Origin of the sequence: Methanoregula sp., from assembly GCF_028679125.1 — an archaeon.
In the GTDB taxonomy this organism is placed as follows: Archaea; Halobacteriota; Methanomicrobia; order Methanomicrobiales; family Methanospirillaceae; genus Methanoregula.
Genome location: NZ_JAJRCG010000013.1, coordinates 43,183 through 64,010, shown reverse-complemented (window position 1 = coordinate 64,010; position 20,828 = coordinate 43,183). Strand labels below are relative to the sequence as shown.

The 20,828-nt window shown below is 50.1% G+C and carries 20 protein-coding genes; 12 read left to right on the top strand and 8 right to left on the bottom strand.

Annotated elements, in window-relative coordinates; genetic code table 11:
* The first annotated feature begins 125 nt into the window (after positions 1 to 125).
* From gmd to LUQ43_RS09520, 10 genes are all read left to right on the top strand, one after another.
* Complete coding sequence (gene gmd, locus LUQ43_RS09565) at positions 126 to 1,172, top strand: GDP-mannose 4,6-dehydratase (protein WP_299966777.1); 1,047 nt, start codon at positions 126 to 128, stop codon at positions 1,170 to 1,172.
* A 12-nt stretch (positions 1,173 to 1,184) separates the two neighbouring features.
* Complete coding sequence (locus LUQ43_RS09560) at positions 1,185 to 2,159, top strand: GDP-L-fucose synthase (protein ID WP_299966774.1); 975 nt, start codon at positions 1,185 to 1,187, stop codon at positions 2,157 to 2,159.
* Positions 2,160 to 2,202: 43 nt separating this feature from the next.
* Positions 2,203 to 3,138, top strand: a complete 936-nt coding sequence (locus LUQ43_RS09555; RefSeq protein WP_299966771.1) for a glycosyltransferase family 2 protein — start codon at positions 2,203 to 2,205, stop codon at positions 3,136 to 3,138.
* Between the two features lie 18 nt (positions 3,139 to 3,156).
* Complete coding sequence (locus tag LUQ43_RS09550; RefSeq protein WP_299966768.1) at positions 3,157 to 3,543, top strand: EamA family transporter; 387 nt, start codon at positions 3,157 to 3,159, stop codon at positions 3,541 to 3,543.
* A 55-nt stretch (positions 3,544 to 3,598) separates the two neighbouring features.
* Positions 3,599 to 5,458, top strand: a complete 1,860-nt coding sequence (locus LUQ43_RS09545) for a hypothetical protein (RefSeq protein ID WP_299966764.1) — start codon at positions 3,599 to 3,601, stop codon at positions 5,456 to 5,458.
* Between the two features lie 186 nt (positions 5,459 to 5,644).
* Positions 5,645 to 6,523: an ABC transporter permease gene (locus tag LUQ43_RS09540; protein ID WP_299966761.1), complete on the top strand. Its 879-nt coding sequence runs from the start codon at positions 5,645 to 5,647 to the stop codon at positions 6,521 to 6,523.
* Between the two features lie 18 nt (positions 6,524 to 6,541).
* Complete coding sequence (locus tag LUQ43_RS09535; RefSeq protein ID WP_299966759.1) at positions 6,542 to 7,813, top strand: UDP-glucose/GDP-mannose dehydrogenase family protein; 1,272 nt, start codon at positions 6,542 to 6,544, stop codon at positions 7,811 to 7,813.
* Between the two features lie 28 nt (positions 7,814 to 7,841).
* Positions 7,842 to 8,729 carry a UTP--glucose-1-phosphate uridylyltransferase GalU gene (galU, locus tag LUQ43_RS09530; protein WP_299966756.1) on the top strand — a complete coding sequence of 296 codons (888 nt, stop codon included), beginning with the start codon at positions 7,842 to 7,844 and terminating at the stop codon, positions 8,727 to 8,729.
* Entirely contained in the window at positions 8,726 to 9,754 is a 1,029-nt protein-coding gene (locus LUQ43_RS09525; RefSeq protein ID WP_299966753.1) for a UDP-glucuronic acid decarboxylase family protein, read from the top strand. The genes galU and LUQ43_RS09525 overlap by 4 nt, the downstream gene beginning before the upstream one ends.
* A 230-nt stretch (positions 9,755 to 9,984) precedes the next feature.
* Positions 9,985 to 11,424 (top strand): flippase, encoded by a 1,440-nt coding sequence (locus LUQ43_RS09520; RefSeq protein WP_299966750.1) that lies wholly within the window; start codon positions 9,985 to 9,987, stop codon positions 11,422 to 11,424.
* 82 nt (positions 11,425 to 11,506) lie between these two features.
* Here the strand turns inward: LUQ43_RS09520 and LUQ43_RS09515 are convergent, their stop codons facing one another.
* Both LUQ43_RS09515 and LUQ43_RS09510 read right to left on the bottom strand, forming a co-directional pair.
* Positions 11,507 to 12,754, bottom strand: coding sequence for a glycosyltransferase (locus LUQ43_RS09515; protein ID WP_299966747.1), 1,248 nt, complete (start codon positions 12,752 to 12,754; stop codon positions 11,507 to 11,509).
* A 168-nt stretch (positions 12,755 to 12,922) separates the two neighbouring features.
* On the bottom strand, positions 12,923 to 13,534 hold the full coding sequence (locus LUQ43_RS09510) for a hypothetical protein (protein ID WP_299966744.1): 612 nt from the start codon (positions 13,532 to 13,534) through the stop codon (positions 12,923 to 12,925).
* Between LUQ43_RS09510 and LUQ43_RS09505 the strand changes: the two genes are divergently transcribed.
* Complete coding sequence (locus LUQ43_RS09505; RefSeq protein ID WP_299966741.1) at positions 13,475 to 14,425, top strand: glycosyltransferase family 1 protein; 951 nt, start codon at positions 13,475 to 13,477, stop codon at positions 14,423 to 14,425. The two genes, LUQ43_RS09510 and LUQ43_RS09505, sit on opposite strands and share 60 nt — an antisense overlap.
* Before the next feature lie 56 nt (positions 14,426 to 14,481).
* Here the strand turns inward: LUQ43_RS09505 and LUQ43_RS09500 are convergent, their stop codons facing one another.
* Both LUQ43_RS09500 and LUQ43_RS09495 read right to left on the bottom strand, forming a co-directional pair.
* Complete coding sequence (locus LUQ43_RS09500; protein ID WP_299966738.1) at positions 14,482 to 15,381, bottom strand: glycosyltransferase family 2 protein; 900 nt, start codon at positions 15,379 to 15,381, stop codon at positions 14,482 to 14,484.
* A complete protein-coding gene (locus LUQ43_RS09495; RefSeq protein WP_299966790.1) occupies positions 15,368 to 16,276 on the bottom strand; it encodes a glycosyltransferase in 909 nt (302 codons plus the stop codon). Before LUQ43_RS09495 ends, LUQ43_RS09500 begins: the two co-directional genes overlap by 14 nt.
* Between LUQ43_RS09495 and LUQ43_RS09490 the strand changes: the two genes are divergently transcribed.
* Entirely contained in the window at positions 16,220 to 16,591 is a 372-nt protein-coding gene (locus LUQ43_RS09490) for a hypothetical protein (RefSeq protein WP_299966792.1), read from the top strand. The genes LUQ43_RS09495 and LUQ43_RS09490 overlap by 57 nt on opposite strands.
* A gap of 151 nt (positions 16,592 to 16,742) precedes the next feature.
* On the opposite strand, the gene LUQ43_RS09485 is transcribed toward LUQ43_RS09490, so the two are convergent.
* From LUQ43_RS09485 to LUQ43_RS09470, 4 genes are all read right to left on the bottom strand, one after another.
* Positions 16,743 to 17,726 (bottom strand): transketolase C-terminal domain-containing protein, encoded by a 984-nt coding sequence (locus LUQ43_RS09485; protein WP_299966735.1) that lies wholly within the window; start codon positions 17,724 to 17,726, stop codon positions 16,743 to 16,745.
* Positions 17,726 to 18,577 carry a transketolase gene (locus tag LUQ43_RS09480; RefSeq protein WP_299966732.1) on the bottom strand — a complete coding sequence of 284 codons (852 nt, stop codon included), beginning with the start codon at positions 18,575 to 18,577 and terminating at the stop codon, positions 17,726 to 17,728. Before LUQ43_RS09480 ends, LUQ43_RS09485 begins: the two co-directional genes overlap by 1 nt.
* Positions 18,578 to 19,321, bottom strand: a complete 744-nt coding sequence (locus LUQ43_RS09475; protein WP_299966788.1) for an SDR family NAD(P)-dependent oxidoreductase — start codon at positions 19,319 to 19,321, stop codon at positions 18,578 to 18,580.
* 213 nt (positions 19,322 to 19,534) lie between these two features.
* On the bottom strand, positions 19,535 to 20,824 hold the full coding sequence (locus LUQ43_RS09470; protein WP_299966729.1) for an acyl-CoA reductase: 1,290 nt from the start codon (positions 20,822 to 20,824) through the stop codon (positions 19,535 to 19,537).
* Positions 20,825 to 20,828 lie beyond the last annotated feature (4 nt).

Genomic DNA, 20,828 nt, shown 5'->3' with positions numbered 1-20,828 from the left:
TCCGGCAACCCGGAACTTCCCGGCATATGTTAAAGCCCGGCATCGGATTCCCGTCCGGCTGCCGGTCCCGTACCCAATACCTTGAAATTTCCAGGGATTTCATATATTGCTATACCGGATGTATCATGACAAAGAAAGCATTCATCACCGGCATCACCGGACAGGATGGTTCTTATCTCGCAGAACTCCTCCTGTCCAAAGGTTATGAAGTCCACGGGCTTGTCCGCCGTTCATCAACCTTCAATACCAGCCGGATCGACTCCATCTACGTCGACCCCCACGAGCCAGCCGCACGCATGTTCCTTCACTATGGGGATCTCTCCGATTCGGAACAGATTGCAAATATCATGTACAATATCCGGCCCGACGAAGTTTACCATCTCGGTGCCCAGAGCCATGTGCGGGTCAGTTTCGATACACCCGAATATACCGGTAACGTAACCGCACTCGGCACCACACGGCTGCTGGAAGCGATCCGCCGGAGCAACAATGGCGTGAAATTTTACCAGGCCTCTTCAAGCGAGATGTTCGGTGCAGCCCACCCGCCCCAGAGCGAGGATACGGCATTCCATCCCCGCAGCCCGTACGCCTGTGCGAAGGTTTACTCGTACTGGATGACCCGGAACTACCGCGAAGGCTATTCCATGTTTGCCTCCAACGGGATCCTCTTCAACCACGAATCCCCCCGGAGAGGCGAGACCTTCGTGACCCGGAAGATCACCCGGTCCATTGCCCGCATCCTTGCGGGCAAAGAGAAATATCTCTATCTCGGGAACCTTGACGCAAAACGCGACTGGGGGTTTGCCCCGGAGTACGTGGAATGCATGTGGCGGATCCTCCAGCAGGATGCACCGGGAGATTTTGTCATCGGAACGGGTGAGACGCATTCAGTCCGTGAGTTCCTGCACGAATCGTTTGCCTATGCGGGGCTGGATGTCGAGGAGCACGTACGGATCGATCCGAAATATTTCCGGCCATCCGAGGTCGAGGTGCTGATTGCCGATGCGGCAAAGTCTGAAAAAGTCCTGGGCTGGAAACCCACGGTAAAGTTTGGTGACCTGGTGAAGATCATGGTGGATGCAGACATGAAAGCCTCTGGACTTGACCCGGTCGGCAAAGGTGACGCAGTCATCAAGGCAAAGTTCCCGCACCGCTGGTGGAAGAACGACTGAGGCAAGGGTACCATGACATTCTGGTCTGATAAAAAAATCCTGATCACGGGCGGGGCTGGATTCTTCGGGTCCCGGGTTGTCAGCCAGCTCATCGAAAAGGGGGTAAAAAAAGAGAATATCCTGATCCCCCGGAGCCGGGATATCGACCTGCGGAAATGGGAGAACTGTGTCAGGGTGGTCAAAGGATCGGATATGGTGATCCACCTTGCAGCAAAGGTGGGTGGGATCGGTTTCAACCAGGCCTACCCGGCCCAGCTCTTTTACGACAACGCGATCATGGGCATCCAGATGGTCGAGGCCGCACGCCAGGAGAACGTGGAGAAGTGCGTGATTGTCGGAACCATCTGTGCGTACCCGAAATTCACACCGGTCCCTTTCCGGGAAGACGAACTCTGGAACGGGTATCCTGAAGAGACCAATGCGCCCTACGGCCTTGCAAAGAAGATGATGCTGGTCCAGTCGCAGGCATACCGACAGGAATATGGTTTCAATTCGATCTATCTCCTGCCGGTAAACCTGTACGGGCCCGGAGATAATTTCGATCCTGCCAGTTCGCATGTAATTCCCGCGCTCATTAAAAAATTCACCGACGCAAAGCGCAACAACGATCCTTCCGTGGAAGTATGGGGAACCGGCGCAGCGTCAAGGGAGTTCCTCTATGTCGATGACGCTGCACGTGGCCTTATCCTGGCAGCAGAGCGATACAACAAATCAGAGCCGGTGAACCTTGGTTCCGGCATGGAGATCACGATCCGGGATCTGGTCTCCCTTATCCAGGACCTGACGGGATATCAGGGTACGGTCCGCTGGAACACTGCAAAACCGGACGGGCAACCCAAACGGTGCCTGGATGTCAGCAGGGCAAAACGGGAGTACGGGTTTGAGGCGCAGATGCCGTTTCGCGAGGGGCTGAAGAGGACGATTGAGTGGTACGAAACACACCGCAGAGAAGCTGACATGCGGCAGCAAACCGGGAATCATTGCTGAATATCCAAAGGAAGCATTCCCTTCGGAATGACAGGACAACGACATGGTGCAGAACGCAACACAACCCAATGAAAACGGCGACAGGCTCAAAATCTCTCTGGTGATACCGGCATACAACGAGGAGAAAGCGATCAAACCTGTTGTCGAAGAATATGCTCCCTATGTGGATGAGATAATTATCGTAGACGACGGGTCAACGGATTCCTCATTCACCATTGCAAAAACGCTCCAGGATGAGAAAACCCACGTGTTCCGGCACGAGAAGAACCAGGGTAAGGTTGCAGCACTCCGGACCGGCGTGGAGCATACCACTGGGGATGTCGTGATCTTCACCGATGCCGACTGCACCTATCCGGCCCGATATATCCCGGAATTTGTCAGGAAGATCGAATGCGGCTATGATCTGATTCTCGGCTCACGGATAATCAACCGGGAGAATATTCCGCTGTTCAACCGTCTCGGAAATTTCATCTTCTCCTCGCTTGCCGCGTATATCAGCGGAAAGACCATTGTGGACAGCCAGACCGGGTTCCGTGCATTCCGGCGGGAGATGTTTGAACGGTTCGATGTCGAGGCAAAGAGTCTTGAGTTCGAGACAAAGATGACCGTGCGGGCTGCCAAACTGGGGTATAAGATCATTGAGATCCCGATTGAATACCGTGAGCGGGTGGGGACCTCCAAACTGCATCCCATCCGTGACGGGTTCAAGATGTTCTTTGGCCTTCTCGCCATCGCATGGAACGATACGTCTCCGCTCGGAAAGATGATCATGTTCCCCAGTTTTATCTTCATCATCATCGGATTGGGATTCGGCTCGGTAGCCCTGTACGAGCGACTGACCGTGTACCATCTTGTCAACGAATACTACCCGTTAATATCCGTGTTCGCCATCCTGCTCGCCATCCAGTTGATCTCCATCGGCCTGATCGTGGATTTCCTTACGAAAAAACTGGATCGCATCGAGGAGAAGTTATCGTAAGATCCGTGATTTGATCCCATGAACCTGCAAAAATTTACTGAGGGAAAAATGAATGTTATTGCCATTATCCTGTGCGGAATCCTCTGTGCATCGCTTGGTCAGGTCTTCTGGAAGATCGGTATGAATGCCGTCGGGGCGATTGACAAGTTCACGGTCTCCGGTATCATCTCAATGTTTCTCAATCCACTCGTAATACTGGGTCTCTGTATGTACGGATTGAGCACGGTATTCTGGCTTGTCGCACTCTCCCAGAAGGATCTCAGTTATGTGTACCCGTTCATTGCCCTGACATTCATCATCGTGCTCCTGCTCTCGAAATTCCTGCTGCATGAAAATGTCGGAATGTACCGCATTGCCGGTACCCTGGTTATCATCTGCGGGCTGATTCTCGTAGTAAAAAGTTAAGACCTGCCGGACCATGAACGAACAGCAAAAAAACGAACCGGAAAAATCCTGCAGCATGCCAGATATCCTCAGGAAAAACCGGCTCGTCCCGGTATTGTCTGCCTTTGTCCGCGATCACCCCTGCATTGTTCTGTTTATTGTAGCCTTTTTGATCTACAACCTTAATTTCCGGAATATCAACAGCGCCGATACGCTCGGGGCGTCGTTGCTGCCATTTGTCATTCTCGACACCCATGCATTGTGGCTGAGCGTTTCATCGCCGTTAATCCAACCGGAAAACATCGTATCATTCATTCAGGTTGGCAACAATCTCTATCCCGCATACCCGATCGTCACGCCCGTCCTGGTAACACCACTTTATATCATTCCCTATCTTGTCATGAAAGTACTGCACATTCCGCTGGATATGTCGGACAGCACCTGTTTTCTTATCGTCTATGTCATGGAGAAGATAGCAGCGTCCGTCATTACGGCTGCAGCTGTTGCCGTCTTTTATGCCGGGCTCAAAGAGATTGTCCGGGAACGTATCGCCCTTATCACCGCACTGGTCCTTGCGTTTGGCACCTGCATGTGGTCGATCAACAGCCAGGCCTTATGGCAGCACGGGATGATTGCATTACTCTTCTCGATACTGTTCTACCTGGTGGTACGGAATGAGCGCAGGGAGGAGGTATGGATCCCGGTTCTTCTCGGGATCTGTTCAGCTCTCCTGGTATTTACCCGGCCTGCGGATATGTTCCTCGCCCTTCCGGTAGTTGTGTACGCGGTCTTCCGGAAGACCCGGTTTTTTCGCACCTGGATTATATCGGCGGGTATTGCCGCACTCCCGTTTATCATCTACAATGAATCGGTTGCCGGAACTATTTTTGGAGGCTACAGCAGCCTGCTTACAGAATTTTCTTTTGGATACCAGACCCTCATACATCTTGCCGGGATCCTGATCAGCCCGAACCGGGGATTGTTTGTCTTTACGCCGATTGCAATTCTGGGCATCCTGGGATTTCTCCGCATCAGGTCTCGGATAAAAAACCCGGCCCTGCAACAGGTGTTTTATTCCTTCGGTATTGCATTCGTTCTTGAAGTCCTGGTCTATTCAGCATTCAACTGCTGGTGGGCCGGTACCACGTATGGCCCCCGGTTCTTTGCCGGGTCCCTGCCAATGATCTTTGTGCTGGTGGGAATTTACCTGGATTCAGTTAGCGGGGAAAAAGGAGATGACAGGGATAAACGTCCGAACACAGTCAAAATTCTCTGCCTGCTCATCGGGGCCCTCATCCTCTGGTCGGTATTTGTCCAGGTTGTGGGGGCATTCTATTACCCGAATGGCAACTGGAACGATTCGCCGACATCATTTTCCTCCGGATCCTTTGCAACGGCAGATACTTCCCGTCTCTGGAATGTTACCGATAACCAGATCTTCCGGACATTCAGTGCGGGGCCGATTATCATCAACCCGGTCAGCGTGATACAGAACCTGCAGAGAAAAAACGATATTGTCGATCCTGCAACGGATTTTTCCCTGCGGATGGGGCTGGATCTGCAGGACGGCTGGGGGAATCTTGAATATCGTGACGGGCTGCCGGTCCGCAGTATTGCACAATATTCATCCGTTTCTATCCAGTACATGCGGTATTCGCTCGTGGAAAATAACTGCACGCTGACCCTTGTGGCATCGGGCAGAGATGCCCCCAAAACCCTTGAAATTTTCGTCAATAAAAAATATGTGGGCAGTTACCCGGTGCCGGTACAAAATACAGAAATTTCCCTGCCCATATCCCTGAAATCCTCTTTACGACTGGGAAATAACCTCCTTGAATTCAGGGTCCCGGAGAACTGTACCGGTCCCGTCGGATCGGGCATAGAGGACACAGGATGCCTGGACATCCGTAAAATAACGATAAACCGTGTGGCATAACACCTGTCAGATCTGAATTTGTCTTTGTTTTTCCGGTACCACCCTGCCATATTTTATGGGTATAAATGCAATACTTGACATCTCATATAATCCGTACAGATACAATCCGGATTGCGTTGCACGGCCGGATAATTCATAAGACTTCCCCTAGGAACAATTGGAACGGAAGTATATCTGAAGGTACCTATGCCACATCCCCTGGATCCGAAAGGAACTCCCTGCCCGTCACCATCTTCACAGGACCCCCGGGTCCCGACGCTGGTCATCCGTCCCCCCCGGAAATGGGTGCCGGTGGATCTTCGTGAGCTCTGGGCATACCGGGAACTTATCACCTCATTCACGTTACGGGATGTAAAACTCCGGTACAAACAGACCGGGCTCGGGATTGCCTGGGCAGTACTCCAGCCGCTCCTGACGATGCTCATCTTCACGGTCATCTTCGGGGGGCTTGCAAAGATCCCGTCCGATGGCGTGCCCTATCCCCTCTTTGTCCTTGCAGCACTGCTACCCTGGATGCTCTTTGCTGAAGGTCTTACACGGTCCACGACCAGCATGATCTCCAATGCCAACATCATGACCAAGGTGTACTTCCCGCGCCTGATCATGCCACTCTCCAGCATCATCTCGCCCCTGATAGATTTCGCCGTGTCGTTCCTCATCCTGATGGCCATGATGGTCTATTACGGATTTATGCCAACGATAAACATTGTGTTCCTGCCGGTGTTTCTGCTGCTTGCACTTGCCACCTCGCTGGGTGTAGGTCTCTGGCTCTCGGCACTGAACGTCAAGTACCGGGATTTCCAGTACACAGTCCCGTTCCTGATCCAGATCTGGATGTTTGCATCCCCGGTTGTGTACTCATCCAGTCTCGTACCGGAATCATTGCGCATGGTCTTTGGCCTCAATCCCATGACCGGCGTGATTGAAGGATTCCGCTGGGCACTGCTGGGCAGCGGGACACCCAGTGCGATGGTTCTCGTATCGGTAGGCATGGTCATTGTGTTGCTGGTCACGGGCATGTTTTATTTCCGGAGAATGGAGCAGTATTATGCAGATATTGTCTGAAGAGAGGAGCAATATTCCATGAGGATCTCAGTTGTCGGAGGGGGATATGTAGGGCTCGTGACCGGTACCTGTTTTGCTGAATTCGGGCACCAGGTGACCATCATCGAGATCGATCCTGAAAAAATTAAGGCTATCAATGAGGGAAAGCCACCGATCTATGAAGACGGTCTGGAAGACCTGCTGAAAAAGAATGCCGGGCACCGGTTACGGGCAGAAGACGGGTATGAATCCGTGGCTGGGGCAGACATTGTTTTCATCTGTGTCGGCACACCGCCAAAACCGGATGGCAGTGCAAACCTGTCATATATTGAATCGGCAAGCTGTTCAATCGGGGAAAAATTGAAAGATATCCCGGGATATTGCGTTGTTGTCGTTAAAAGCACGGTTCCCCCGGGTACTACCGAACATGTTGTGCGTCCTGTCGTTCTTAAGATGGCAAAAAAAACCGAACGCGAGATCGGGTTTGCCATGAACCCGGAGTTTCTCCGGGAGGGTCGGGCTGTTGCGGATTTCATGAACCCGGACCGTCTTGTCATCGGCAGCAGCGATCCCCGATCCGGCAAACAGGTGGAAGAAGTGTACACGTCGGTCAGGGCACCGCTGATACACACGGGCATCTCTGCCGCAGAGATGATCAAGTACACCTCCAATGCATTCCTTGCAACAAAGATCTCGTTCTCCAACGAGATCGGGAATATCTGCAAGAACCTGGGTATCGATGTCTATGACGTGATGAAAGGTGTCGGACTTGATCCCCGCATCGGCCCCCTGTTCCTCAATGCCGGCGCCGGCTTTGGCGGAAGTTGCTTCCCAAAGGATGTTTCGGCCCTCGTCTCGCTTGCAGAGCATGCCGGTGAAAAACCTGTTTTACTACAATCCGTTCTTGCGATCAACGAACAGCAACCCTCCCGGATGATCACCATTCTTGAAAAACGGGCGGGCTCCCTTGCCGGCAAACGGATTGCCGTGCTCGGCCTTGCCTTCAAGGACAACACCGATGACATCCGGGACTCGCGGGCAGTCCCGGTAATCCAGATGCTGCTCGCGAAAGGTGCCCGCGTCATTGCGTATGATCCAATGGCAGCCCCGAACATGAAAAAGATCTTCCCTGCCATTGAGTACTGCCCGACCGCTGCCGATGCATTGCGCGGAGCCGATGGCTGCCTGGTGATGACGGAATGGCCGGAGTTCACCCGTCTTGACAAAGAATTTGATCTCATGGCGCACACGGTTATCATTGAAGGCCGGCACATCCTGTCCCGGAAGGATCGCGAGGGGATATGCTGGTAAACGGAGCCCCGCGATCGAAGGGGATTTCATGACAAAAAAACAGAGCGTGCGAAAGGTTGTCATTCCCGCAGCAGGACTTGGGACCCGGTTTTTACCGATCACCAAGGCACAGCCAAAGGAGATGCTCCCGGTTGTCGACAAGCCGGTCATCCAGTACGTTGTGGAAGAGGCAATCCTCTCCGGTATCGAAGACATCCTTATCATCACCGGGCGCAACAAGCGGGCTATTGAGGATCATTTCGACCGGTGTTTTGAACTGGAGGCCAGGTTCACCGGGCATGAGACAAACCCGTTCGTGGAGTCATTGCAATCCCTCTCGGATTTCCCGGACATTCACTTCATCCGGCAGCGGGAGCAGAAGGGACTGGGAAATGCAGTTCTCCATGCCGAACGCCACTGTGACAATGAGCCGTTTGCCGTTCTCCTCGGGGACACGATCTGCATTTCGCCCAAAAACGCCGGTCCCTGTACCCGCCAGATGATGGATGCCTTTGACCGGTACCACCGCCCGGTTATTGCCGTTGAACCCGTGCCGGAATATAAGATCAAGGATTACGGCATTATAGATGGAAAAGAGATCGAAAAGGGCGTCTATGAGATCCGCGATATTGTCGAGAAGCCTGCTCCGGAGAACGCTCCCTCGAATCTCGGTGCAATCGGAAGGTACATCCTTCCCCCGGAGATCTTCCCGTTATTACATGAGATTCCTTCCGGGTACGGGGGTGAGATCCAACTCACCGATGCACTCCGAAAACTGGATCGACCTCTCGGCCTTGTCACCAACTGCCGCCGGTATGATATCGGTGACAAACTGGGCTGGATGAAATCCAGTATCGAACTGACGCTCGAACGGGAAGAATTTGCAAAGGATCTCCGGCCATTTTTATCCGAGTTACTGAAAGAGAATAAATCATGACGTTTGATTCACGTGCTGAACTGAAAACCATCCAGAAAAACCTTGGAGAGATATCCTTCGAAGACAAACGAGTCCTCGTTACCGGGGGTGCGGGTTTTCTCGGCTCATGGATGTGCGAGACCCTGCTCAATTTAGGCGCAGAGGTCACCTGCATCGATAACTTTGCCAGCGGACAGAAGTGCAATATTCAGTCACTGATGGGAAACGAACGGTTCCGTTTTATCGAGCACGACATCTCGGTTCCCATCGCTATGGATACACACCTTGACTATATTTTCGAGATGGCAAGCCGTGCATCGCCGTTTGAATTCGAACATTACCCCATCCAGATTCTCAAGTCAAATACCCTGGGGGTCATGGTAGCACTGGGGATCGCAAAGAAGCATAATGCAAGGCTCGTGTACACATCCACCAGCGAAGTATATGGTAATCCGGATATTGTACCGACTCCGGAAACCTATTACGGCAATGTAAACCCCATTGGTCCCAGGGGCTGCTACGATGAGGCAAAGAGGTGCGGCGAGGCATACGTGATCGCGTACCGCCGCCAGCACCACCTCAATACGCGCATTGCCCGGATCTTCAACACGTACGGCCCGCGGATCCGGCTGGACGGGATCTACGGTCGCGTGATCCCCCGGTTCATCGACCAGGCGTTGAAAAACCAGCCTTTGACTATCTTCGGCGATGGCTCACAGACCCGGAGTTTCACCTACGTGACCGATCAGATAGAGGGGCTCCTCCGCCTTGCAGCGCTCGATGCTGCTGAAGGGCAGGTCATTAATATCGGCAACGTGAACGAGATCACGGTGCTCGAACTTGCGAAGAAGGTCATTCACCTGACAGGATCGAAGTCCTCGTTGTCATTCCACCCGTTACCGGAGGACGATCCGCTCCGGCGCCGGCCTGATGTCACGAAGGCAAAAGAGATTCTGAAGTGGGTACCAAAGGCTTCCCTTGAACACGGGCTGGACAGGACCATTGCGTGGATTAAGACCCAGCAGGACTATCCGGCACAGTCCTGATTTTCATAACGGGATTTTTCTCACTAAAGATAACGGCAACATAATTTAGTGTTAATTGAGATAACCAGTAAGAATACCTGAATGAACGATTGTTCCCATGCCCTCAAACCCTGGCACCAGTGTGCACGTGATTCCACTCAGTACTCCAAATCCGGTGCATTGCGGGATATGTCCATGATCACCGGGATGGAACAGCCATGATTTTTTTGAGGAAACTCTTGTCAGATTTCATGACCATCAACCCAATCCAGCGACAGGCATTGCTGTCATTCGGGTCGCTCCTTGCCGTCACCGGCTTTGGCTATATTGCAACATTCTATTTCGCCCATTTCCTTGGACCCGCGGTCCTTGGTGCATATTTCCTCTTCCTTGCATATTATGGAATTTTTGATCTGATTGGGGATGGGGGCCTTGGCGGGGCCGCAGTAAAAAGGATCAGTGAGGGGAAGGAACAAAACGAATTTTTTACCGCATTTTTTATTATGCGGATGGTGCTTCTCTGCCTCTCAATTGCCGTGTTCATTATTTTTTCCCCGTATCTGGCAGGACTGGAGAATAACGGACTGATCTACTGGTTGATTATCGCACTTATTGCTGGAACACTGGCAAGTGTTGCTGGAACAAATCTCTACGGAACTGCACAGGTCGGGATCATGCAGGTCAGTAACCTGTTCAATACCATAGCAAAAAACCTGGTTCAGATCCTGGCAGTGTTTGTTGGTTGTAGTGTCGGGGGACTTGTCGCCGGCTTCATTGCAGGAATGATCGTAGCAATTGTGATTGACCTGAAATTCATCCGTCTGAGTCTTACGCACTGCAATCTCTCCCATTTTAAAGGGCTCTTCTCTTTTTCCATCTGGACATTTCTCTCATCCGGGGGTCTCCTCATATTCAACTATGCAGATACAATCCTCATTGGCCTCCTCATGACAGAAGCCGATGTCGGGATTTACCGCGTTGCATTCCAGTTGACATCGGCTGCCTCATTCCTTGTAACCGCATTTCATGTGGTTTTGTACCCCCGGATCAGCAACTGGCATGCAGAAAAACAATTTCACTTAATCGAATATGCACTGGCAAGAGCCATCACGTATTCATTATTTCTGGCCATCCCGGTAATTGCGGGCGGGATTATTCTTTCGGATAAACTGCTCTACTTCTTCTACGGGGCTGCATTTGAATCCGGAGCACCGATTCTCATCATCCTGTTGTTTGTCCAGGTTGCAAATATCTTCATGTATCTCCAGACAACGTGCCTGAATGCTATGGATATGCCAAGGATTTCATTCTATATCACGGCGGCTTCAGCAATCATGAATATCATTCTGAACATTCTGCTGATCCCGGTATGGGGAATATCAGGAGCTGCAATCGCGATGCTTGTCACCATGTCGATGAACGCGGTTCTTGCATATGGCATACTGAGATCTTCCCTACATGTCCGCGTTGATTTGAGATCCGTCATCAATCTGATTATTTCTGCATTTATTATGGTTGCGTTCCTTCTGGCATACACAACCGTTCTGCCAGTCCAGACATTTATCGGCCTAATACTTGTCCTGGCATTCAGTGCGGTAATCTATTTCTGCGCCGTGCTTGGAATTGATCGTACGATCAGGAACGACCTGAAAGAATTACTGGTAACCATGCATCTTCCCGGCATTCCGTAATACCTGAAGGAATTTTATTACCATTTTTCAATGAAAACATCACAAATGCAAGCGTATCCAAACCAGTCTCAATACATTCTTACTACGTGATATTCTGAGTTTTTGTCAAGGTCTGTGATTTGTTCTGGACAATTGTCTGGACAGCACTTTTCATGTTTTTAAGAAATTGCTCCGGAGTATAATAATTCCGGATCTCTTCAAGAGTCTGTGAAGATTTGTCCTTATACCATGCTTCAGGTTTTTGAGAAACTTCACGCACAACAGAAATGATCTCTTCAGCGCGGTTCTCTTTGAAAGTGAGACCGAATTCTTTGGTATCGATATTCGCTTCCCTGCTCAAGAGGGGAATTAACCCGTGGGCCATACATTCGATGACAGAGCCCGGCTGCCCTTCGGCACATGTCGGGGAAATGATAAAATTACAGGTATCCATGAGAGAGAAAAAATCCTTCGAGGGTTTTTCCAGGAACGGTACCAGGTGAATATTCGGATACTCGGTCAGTTCCTTTTTATATATTTTCAAAAAGGCCGGTTCTATATCCTGTCGCACATAGAGGTGCTGGTCAAGTTGAGTGAATGCATCAAGTAATAAATCCAATCCTTTATGCACATTGCCCCAGCCATTGAAGAAGAGGAAATTATTACGTCCTGCATTGAAATTTTTATTCGCAATGGAATACTTGTCAGGAAACACCGCATTGTTGATATTCACTACCGAGGGAAATTTGCTATAGGTTTCTTTGGCAACGTCATTTCCCAGGCAGATAATCCCATCAGCAGCCGTATTTGCATATTCCTCATCAATCCCTATGAATCGATCGACGGGCAACTGGGCCCCTCTGCGACTCTGGAGATCATCCCGTCGACTCTGCTCCGCAAGGTTCCAGGATTTCCAGTACGTACCGGTTGAGAAGTAAATCTTTGTGCATTGAGAGTCCAGTTTTTCAGTGATATTCTCAAAATTTATACCGGTATGACCGATAAACAGGTCATATTTTTTTGTAGGGATAAACTTCCGGTTATCATAATTGACAATGTCAACGGAATATCCCAGTTCGTTCAATGCCCGGGGGATATACTGAGCTATTCCATTGTTGCTGAATGTGGAGGTATCCCGTCTACCCTGACATGGCAGGAGAGGTTTGACAATATACGATACCAGAGCTTTCTTTGGCGCAGCTCCACTTCCTGTCAGGTTGCAGGGGGGCAGGTATTCGTCAAAATTCCAGATGATACGATCATTGGGCCTGAAAACCATCGAATGTACTTGCCTCAATATTTTTTTCGAGTGATTTATGAAAGTCCTTTGAAACGTGTGCATGTTGCTCATTTCCCCATGAAAAACCAGATTTCCTATCCGGATAAATCTATAATTATTGATATGTTCTGCTTTTAGATAATGCATACCGATACCAGGATTTATATCAATTTCCCTATTGCCGGGATTCGGTACACTACCTGCGTGAGATCTTCATTTAAACTGAAATAAATCTGTGAATTAAAGAATCATTCCCGGTTTCATGGCCTGATGATCACAATGATAAAAAAATTTCCCACGGATATCGATAGGGCATATTTCTGAAACAAAACGGTCACCATTCATAATTATTTGAATCGTTATTATCTCAGGGGAATTAAGATTGAGAATTAACTTCATAAAAAGCATGAATTGGAAGGGGGAAAAAAGCTGCCGGTCACGGAAGTTTTCCAATAATGATGAAAACATCACGAATCCCGATACATGGAAGTGAGAGTAAGTATAATCTGACTGACAGTCAGATAATTTTTCAAGGTTGGAATCCTGTAAATCTGCATCGAGATAATATATGAGGGAAACATGAAAATTCTCTATGACCATCAGATATTTACCATCCAGTACTTTGGAGGGATCTCCCGGTATTTTTGCGAACTGATGAATCAATATTCTCATGACAGGATGATCAATTTTCGTCTCACATTGCGCTATTCGCAAAATGATCATCTGGCTCAGATGCCTCAACTGAACCGGTACTGGACACATAGAGACAATCTCTCGGACTCCCGTTTTTTCATGGATATCCAGAGAAAAATTCATGTAAATTTCATGAATCACATCTTCAACAACCAGCATGAGGCGATAAAGCAGTTACAGGCACAGGATTTTGACGTTTTTCACCCGACTTATTATCAGCCATATTTTCTGAAATATCTTAAAAAGCGTCCGTACATTGTGACAATTTATGATATGATTCAGGAAACATATCCGGACAATTTTGACCGACGTGATCCTGCACCTGCGTGGAAAAAAAGGCTTGTTGAAGATGCAACGCAGATTATTGCAATTTCTGATAATACCAAAAAAGATATTGTGAAGTTTCTGGGGATGGATCCGGATAGGATACAGGTAATCCACCTTGCAAGTTCATTCAATCCGGAAAAAGATCCACCACTCCCCCGGCTTGGCGGGGAAAAGAATATCCCTGAAAAATATCTTCTGTTTTGCGGGAACAGATTCAGTTACAAAAATTTCACATTCATGATCAAGGCACTCTCCCCGGTACTGAAAAAGGAAGTCAATATGCACCTCGTGTGTGCCGGCGGGGGAAAATTCACGGATTCAGAAAAAAAACTGATACGCGAAATAGGCTTGGTCTCACGGGTGCACAATTTTCCAGCAGATGATGCCACCCTGGTGCAGTTGTATAATAACGCATATGCGTTTATTTTTCCCTCATTGTATGAAGGATTCGGTATTCCTGTTCTGGAAGCATTTTCTTGTGGCTGCCCGGCACTCCTGAGCAATACCAGCTCGCTTCCGGAAGTCGGGGGCGATGCAGCGCTCTACTTCGATCCTGTTGACGGTGCATCACTGGCAGACAGCGTTGAACGGATCATCGCCGATGAGAGCATAAGGGCAAATCTGATCGCCCGGAGTCGCGAACGAGCGAAATTATTCTCCTGGGAAAAAACCGCAGCCATGACAAAAAAAGTGTACGAGACCGCTTTAGAACACTACCATTAAAAAATTCCTGGGTAACCAACGATTTTTTATCAAATATTTCGGGGTTATCTGGATTTTTATCGACGTCCGATAATATTCCGGTAACCATATCGCCCGAGAAGGGCGAGCACATTCCCCGCACACCGGAACGGGTTCATCCGGAATGCCTTCCCGAGGTACCGCATCCCTTCCCGTCTCCTACCCAGGTGGATAAAATCGAGTCCCCCTTTGACATACACGTAATTATAAACAGCATTTTTTTCGGCAGCCAGTTCAGGGGGCAGGTACGAATCTGCAAACACTTTCTCCAGAATATGCTCGTAATCACTCACGTACCTGTGCATCAGTGCAACGCTCTTTGCATCTCCGTATACTTTTGCGGTAGCAAGGATGTGAGGGATATGAACAACCTGAAAGAGAAGCCCGACACGGATCCAGTAGTCGAGGTCCATGGCAAGATGCAGGCTCTCATCAATACCGCCTATCCGGTCATACACAGATTTCCGGAGGAATACCGCGGGTTGGAGGATGGCATCACGACAATACACGAGTTCTCTCAGGCTGAATTCACCGGCGCGTCCCTCTTCAAGAAACCGACCCCTCTCATCGGTCATGATGCCATCTCCGTAGACCATGCCAACATCGGGATGTTCATTCAGGTAAGTAACCGCAGTTTCAACAGCATCGCGGGTATAGGTGTCATCGGCATTCAGGTACGCGATGATCTCTCCCCGAGCCCTCTCCCACCCCTTGTTAATCGCGTGCGACTGACCCCGATCCGGCTCCGAGACCCAGGAGATCTGCCCTTCATACTTTTTCAGGATTGCGAGCGTCTCATCTGTTGAGCCCCCGTCAATGACAATATGCTCAATATGAGAATAACTCTGGTCCTGGATACTCTGGATTGTCTCTTTGATGAAGGGTCCTTTGTTGAACGATGGCGTTACAACTGATACGAGAGGGTTATGGCGGGTCATGCGTCCGGTTGTTCCTTATAATCCGTATATAAATGGGGAGTATTGACTTAACAACCATTTCCCAGGAGTACTTTTCCGAGTATGCAAGAATTTTCTGATGATCCCATTTCCGACTCAGTCCCTGAACAAGTGCACATGCCAGGGAATCCGAATCATGAGGGTCACATAATACGCCGATATCATCAGAGACCACAATCTCCCTGCTGCCGGCATTCCGGGCTGCAATTACCGGTTTCCCGCAGGCAAGCGCTTCGATCTGCACGATACCGAAACTTTCCTGGAGACTCGGAAGGGCATAGAGATCTGCACAATTCATCCACAGGGGGAGTATATCTTCCGGGATGGATCCCAGGAGAATAACCCTATCTTCCAGGTGGTTATCCCGGATCTGCCGCCGGAGATTTTTCTCCTCCGGCCCATGGCCACCAATGTAACAGATGATATTCGGATACTGCCTTCTGACAATCGTCAACGCATCGATCAGGTACGAAAAACCTTTCCGGGGAATAAGATCTCCGACACTGAACAGTACAGGTTTTTCCAGGGATACCTGGAGTTGTAAACGGCATGTCCGTGTATCCATGGGCTTAAACAGGGGTGAGAATCCGTTCGGGACAAAAAACACTGCATCATTGTACTGTTTCAACAAGGGTATTTCCTGTCGGTTCACACGGATAAGTGCATCCGCATTCCTCCAGGAGTCCACCAGACTCTGATTAGCGTCTTGGATCTCTTCCTTCAGCCAGCCGGAATCTTCATGGATGGTGGCTGCTACGGGAATATGGTACTGTTCCTTCAACCGGGTCGCAATATATGTTGATGGCCATGTAAAATGCGCATGAATCAGATCAAACTGAAGGTGCTTCTTTTCGATCAGGTTCTGAACTGCAGACAATCGGGTATCAAAGGAGAATTTTTGGGAATTTTTTATGAGGGGAAGGGATACACTTCGGGGAAAGAAAAAACACCGGGGATAATAGACAGATATATTGTCATAGGAGTAATCGTGGCAGTACCGGTCATTTGGCAGTATTCCTCCACTGAAGAGTACCGGGACAATCACGATAACGTGTTTAAAATGATGTTTCAGGGATTCAAGCTGGTTCTTTACAAAGAGCGATCCCATGTACCGGTTATCCTGGGCAGGAAAATCCGGCGAGATGACAAGAAGCGTTCTTTCGCCCAGTACCTTTTCACTCCCTGCCAATGAACCTGCAGCCGGATCCTGGTCTGTCATTCTCGCAACGCCCCAACGTATCATCTGTTTTTCCCGGACCCATCACCGGATTCATAGTACATTTTCCGGCTCTTTTCGAGAGGATTCCAAAAAGGGAATACTACTGTATACTCAGTTTCTGTCATCATGACCGAAAGCCCGGACCAAAGGTAATGGAAATTTTCTCTGCAATCTGGGGAGCGGAAAGCCCATTCTGCTCAAGGAGATACCGGTAATCCCCGACTTTTTGGAAAGCATCCGGAATTCCGATGCGTAAAAGCCGGGGGCTACCCGCAGTTTCACTGATACATTCCGCCACAGCACTTCCCAGACCTCCAATGATCGAATGTTCCTCAACCGTCACAATGAGGTTTGACCGGGTGCAGGCATTCCGGATTGCCGCAGTATCAAGGGGTTTTATCGTATGCATGTTAAGAACGGATGCAGAGATGCCTTTCTCCTTTAACAATTCAGCGGCACGGATCGATTCATGCACCATGGTACCGGTTGCAATAACCGCCACATCATCTCCCTCCCGCAGTCGTACCGCTTTCCCAAATGCAAACGGGTACTCTTCAGTATAGACGATAGGGGTATTCATCACACCGCTCAGGCGCACATACACGGGCCCGGGATAGTGTGCTGCCTCATGGATGACCTTTGTGGTTTCCGCTCCATCGGCCGGAGAGACCACCATAAGACCGGGAACGGCCCGCATGAGAGCAATATCCTCAATCCCATAATGAGTATTCCCGGACATCCCCATGGCAAGACCGCTACCGGTACCAATGACCCTGACGGGAAACTGCATATACCCGAGCTGGATCCGGATCTGCTCGTAGGCTCTCATGGCAAGGAAATTGGCATAGGTTGTCACGAATACATTCTTTCCCTCTTTTGCCATCCCCGCAGCAAGGCAGATCATATTCTGTTCCGCAATACCAATGTTCAGGAACTTGCCGGGATACTTCTCCTTGAACCGTGTCAGCCCCGTCAGTGTTGTCAGGTCGGCGGTCATCACCACCAGTTCTTCATCCTGCGCTGCAACCTCTTCAATCGCAAGAGAGAACGATCCTCTCTGGCCCAGCTTGGAATAGATCCGGGCATTCAGCGGAGTCAGGGGAGCCATCACTGCACACCCCGGATCTCTGCGATCGCCGACTCATACTGTTTCTGTGTCAGGCTTCCATGGTGCCATTCTTTTTTATTCTCCATGAACGAGACACCTTTCCCCTTAACGGTCCTTGCGATGATAACATGAGGTTTTAATACCGGGGTTTGCAGGCAGCACCTGAACGCGTGAAGCAGCGCTCTGATATCATGGCCATCGATCTCAGTTGCATCCCACCCGAAACTCTCCCATTTAGCTTTGAAATCTCCCATGTCCATAATTTCAGAACATACACCGTCATACTGTAACTGGTTCTGGTCTACAATAGCGATGAGGTTATTCAAATGGAAATGCGATGCTGACATGGCCGCTTCCCAGACGGTACCTTCATCGCATTCCCCATCACCGAGCACGACATACGTGTGATAGGATTTATTCCGCATTTTGCCGGTGAGTGCCACGCCAACACCGAATGAGAGCCCCATGCCGAGGCTGCCACTGGAACACTCAATCCCTTTTTTCATGTTCATGATTGGGTGACCCGGCAGGTAATTCCCGTTTACTTCAAATTTTTTCAGATCTTCTGATGGGAAAAAACCCGCTTCGACAAGCGCCGGATAATACGCCAGAACCCCATGCCCTTTACTGAGAATGAACCGGTCACGATCATCCCATTCTGGATTTTTTGGATCGATATGCAACACGCCTCCATACAGTGTTGCCATAATCTCGATCAGGGAGAGACCACCTCCCAGATGCGCACCATTGGAACCCGCAGAGAATGCCATGTGCAGCGCAGTCTCCCGCATCCGTTTTGCCCTGTCCTGGAGAGCGTGAATTTCATCATCGTTTGATCTGTCCACCGGCATTTACAAACCACCGTCAACCCGGATAACCTGCCCGTTCACATAGGATGCCATGTCGGATCCCAGGAACACGGCAACGCGGGCGATCTCTTCCGGCCGGGCCGGGCGTTTCAGGCTGCACTGCTGCATAAACCGGTTCAATACATCTTCAGACATCTGTCCAATCATATCCGTATCGGTTATTCCCGGTGCAATAGCATTCACCCGGATATGCGCAAATGAAAGTTCCCGTGAAAGTTTTCTGGTGGCACCGATGATGGCGGCTTTGCTGCACACGTATTCCAGCTGACCTGGTTCGCCATCAATTCCCGCAATGGAGGCCATGTTGATGATACTGCCGGAGTTCTGCCGGGTCATTGCTTTGAGGATATATTGCGTGATGAGCAGGTGTGCAAAGAAATTTACTTCGAAAACCTCCTTTATGGTTTTCATGGGAGTGAGTTGGAATAATGCATTCTTGGATACAATACCTGCATTGTTCACAAGGATATCCAGATGGTCATGCGATGCAAGAATCTGCTTCATTGCCTGGGCCACCTGTTCACAATCTGTCATGTCAAAGAAAACGGGAGTAATCTGTACTGAGTGGCGCTCGGATAATTCCTGGAGATAATGCTGGTACTCCTCAGAAGATGTACGGCTGCATGCCCAGATGTTTGCCCCATTCTCTGCATAAGCTTCAAGAATGCTCTTCCCAATTCCCCTTGAGCACCCTGTGATGACTGCTGTTTTTCCCTGAAGTAGCATCATGATCACGTCGCAGGTTCTCTGTTCGCACGATTTCTTTTATGAGAATATAACCGTTCAGGCATATTCCATCCATCAAATCGGTTCTGGTATAGTTATTCTATTTAACGCAGGGGTACTTAAGCCATATACTGATACCATCCATAACACCAGACAGGATCCGCTGTTCCGGAACCCTGCTTCATGGACCGGGATATCCGGAAAACCATCATTTCAGGAATGTTTCAGGATAACCCATCGCACCAGCCGGTTCAACGTCATGATCCCATCCCACGGGAGCGTGAAGTCGTGGATGGTTCCGGGGATGACGATCCGGTCCGCCCCCCGGTAGGTCGCCTGTCGGGCAAACGATTCGCGCTTTACGGGATCAAGGATCCCGATCGATATCGCCTGGATCTTGTGGTTGACCAGGGGAATCACCTCATCTGCTGACCCGATCTCCTTGAGAAAGATACACTTGCCCTGGACCGGCTCTTCCAGGCATGGCTCCTGGTTCATGAGGATCGTCCAGCCGAGATCCTGCGGTGCAATACAGTTCCTCCCGTCTGCGAGCTGGTATTCAGCCCGGGCATTGATGATCCTTGCCGACATGCCGGATGAGATCGGCTGGTGTCGGAGTACGGGGGGCATCTTCTCAAATGACTCTTTCAGCCAGGATGCGATCGTCTCCACGGAATACCGGCTCTTTTCCAGGAAGAGCACATGCGGGGAGGAACAGGCCATCTGGTTGAAAACGGCAACATCCTTTGCAACGAGATCCAGCGATTTCCTGAAACCTTCGGATGCGATGAACTCCCGGTCGAATACGGCAAACGAGTATTTCGGGCCGAAGATGACGGTCTCGCAGTGGTCGCGGCAGGGAAGGCGGGAGATGATGCGGACCGCTTCGCTCCCCCCAAAGATGATGCGGCAGTCTGCTGCAAGGGAGAACTGCTCGCTTGTCTCCTGCGTCCTGCCCTCAAAGGAAACAAGGGCAATGGCATCGAGGATTGTCTTACCGGAATACGTCTTCCCCTCGTACTCAACCGAGATAGCCGGCAGTTCCCGGAGAATGGAGGAGATGAGCGGGACATACTCTTCCGGCATCTTGACAATACTCCCGTTCTTGGAAAGGATCGCCTGGACAACCGAGAAGAATCCCAGCGTTGGCATGTTTGCTGCTATCCACTGGCAGACGATTCCCCGTGGCTGGGCCATCATCAGGAAGTTCTGCCCGGTTTTACCGAACCCGTCAATATACCGTTTATCCGAGTAATTAATCTGGCAGATCTTATCCAGGTTTTCCCGGCGCAGCCAGAGCGAGATGAAACTGACCCCGGGCACGGTATTGATCTCCGGATTTTTCAGTACGCGTTTTCCCAGCCCGTCAAGGATTTTGATGATGGCATCAACCGGGAGTGCTGTAAGCACCTCGCGGTTCCGGTTGATACTGGTGACGATCCCGTCAAAATCCGTGCAGGATTGCTTTTCGAACTTTCCATCAACAAGGTGGCAGGTGATCATCCTC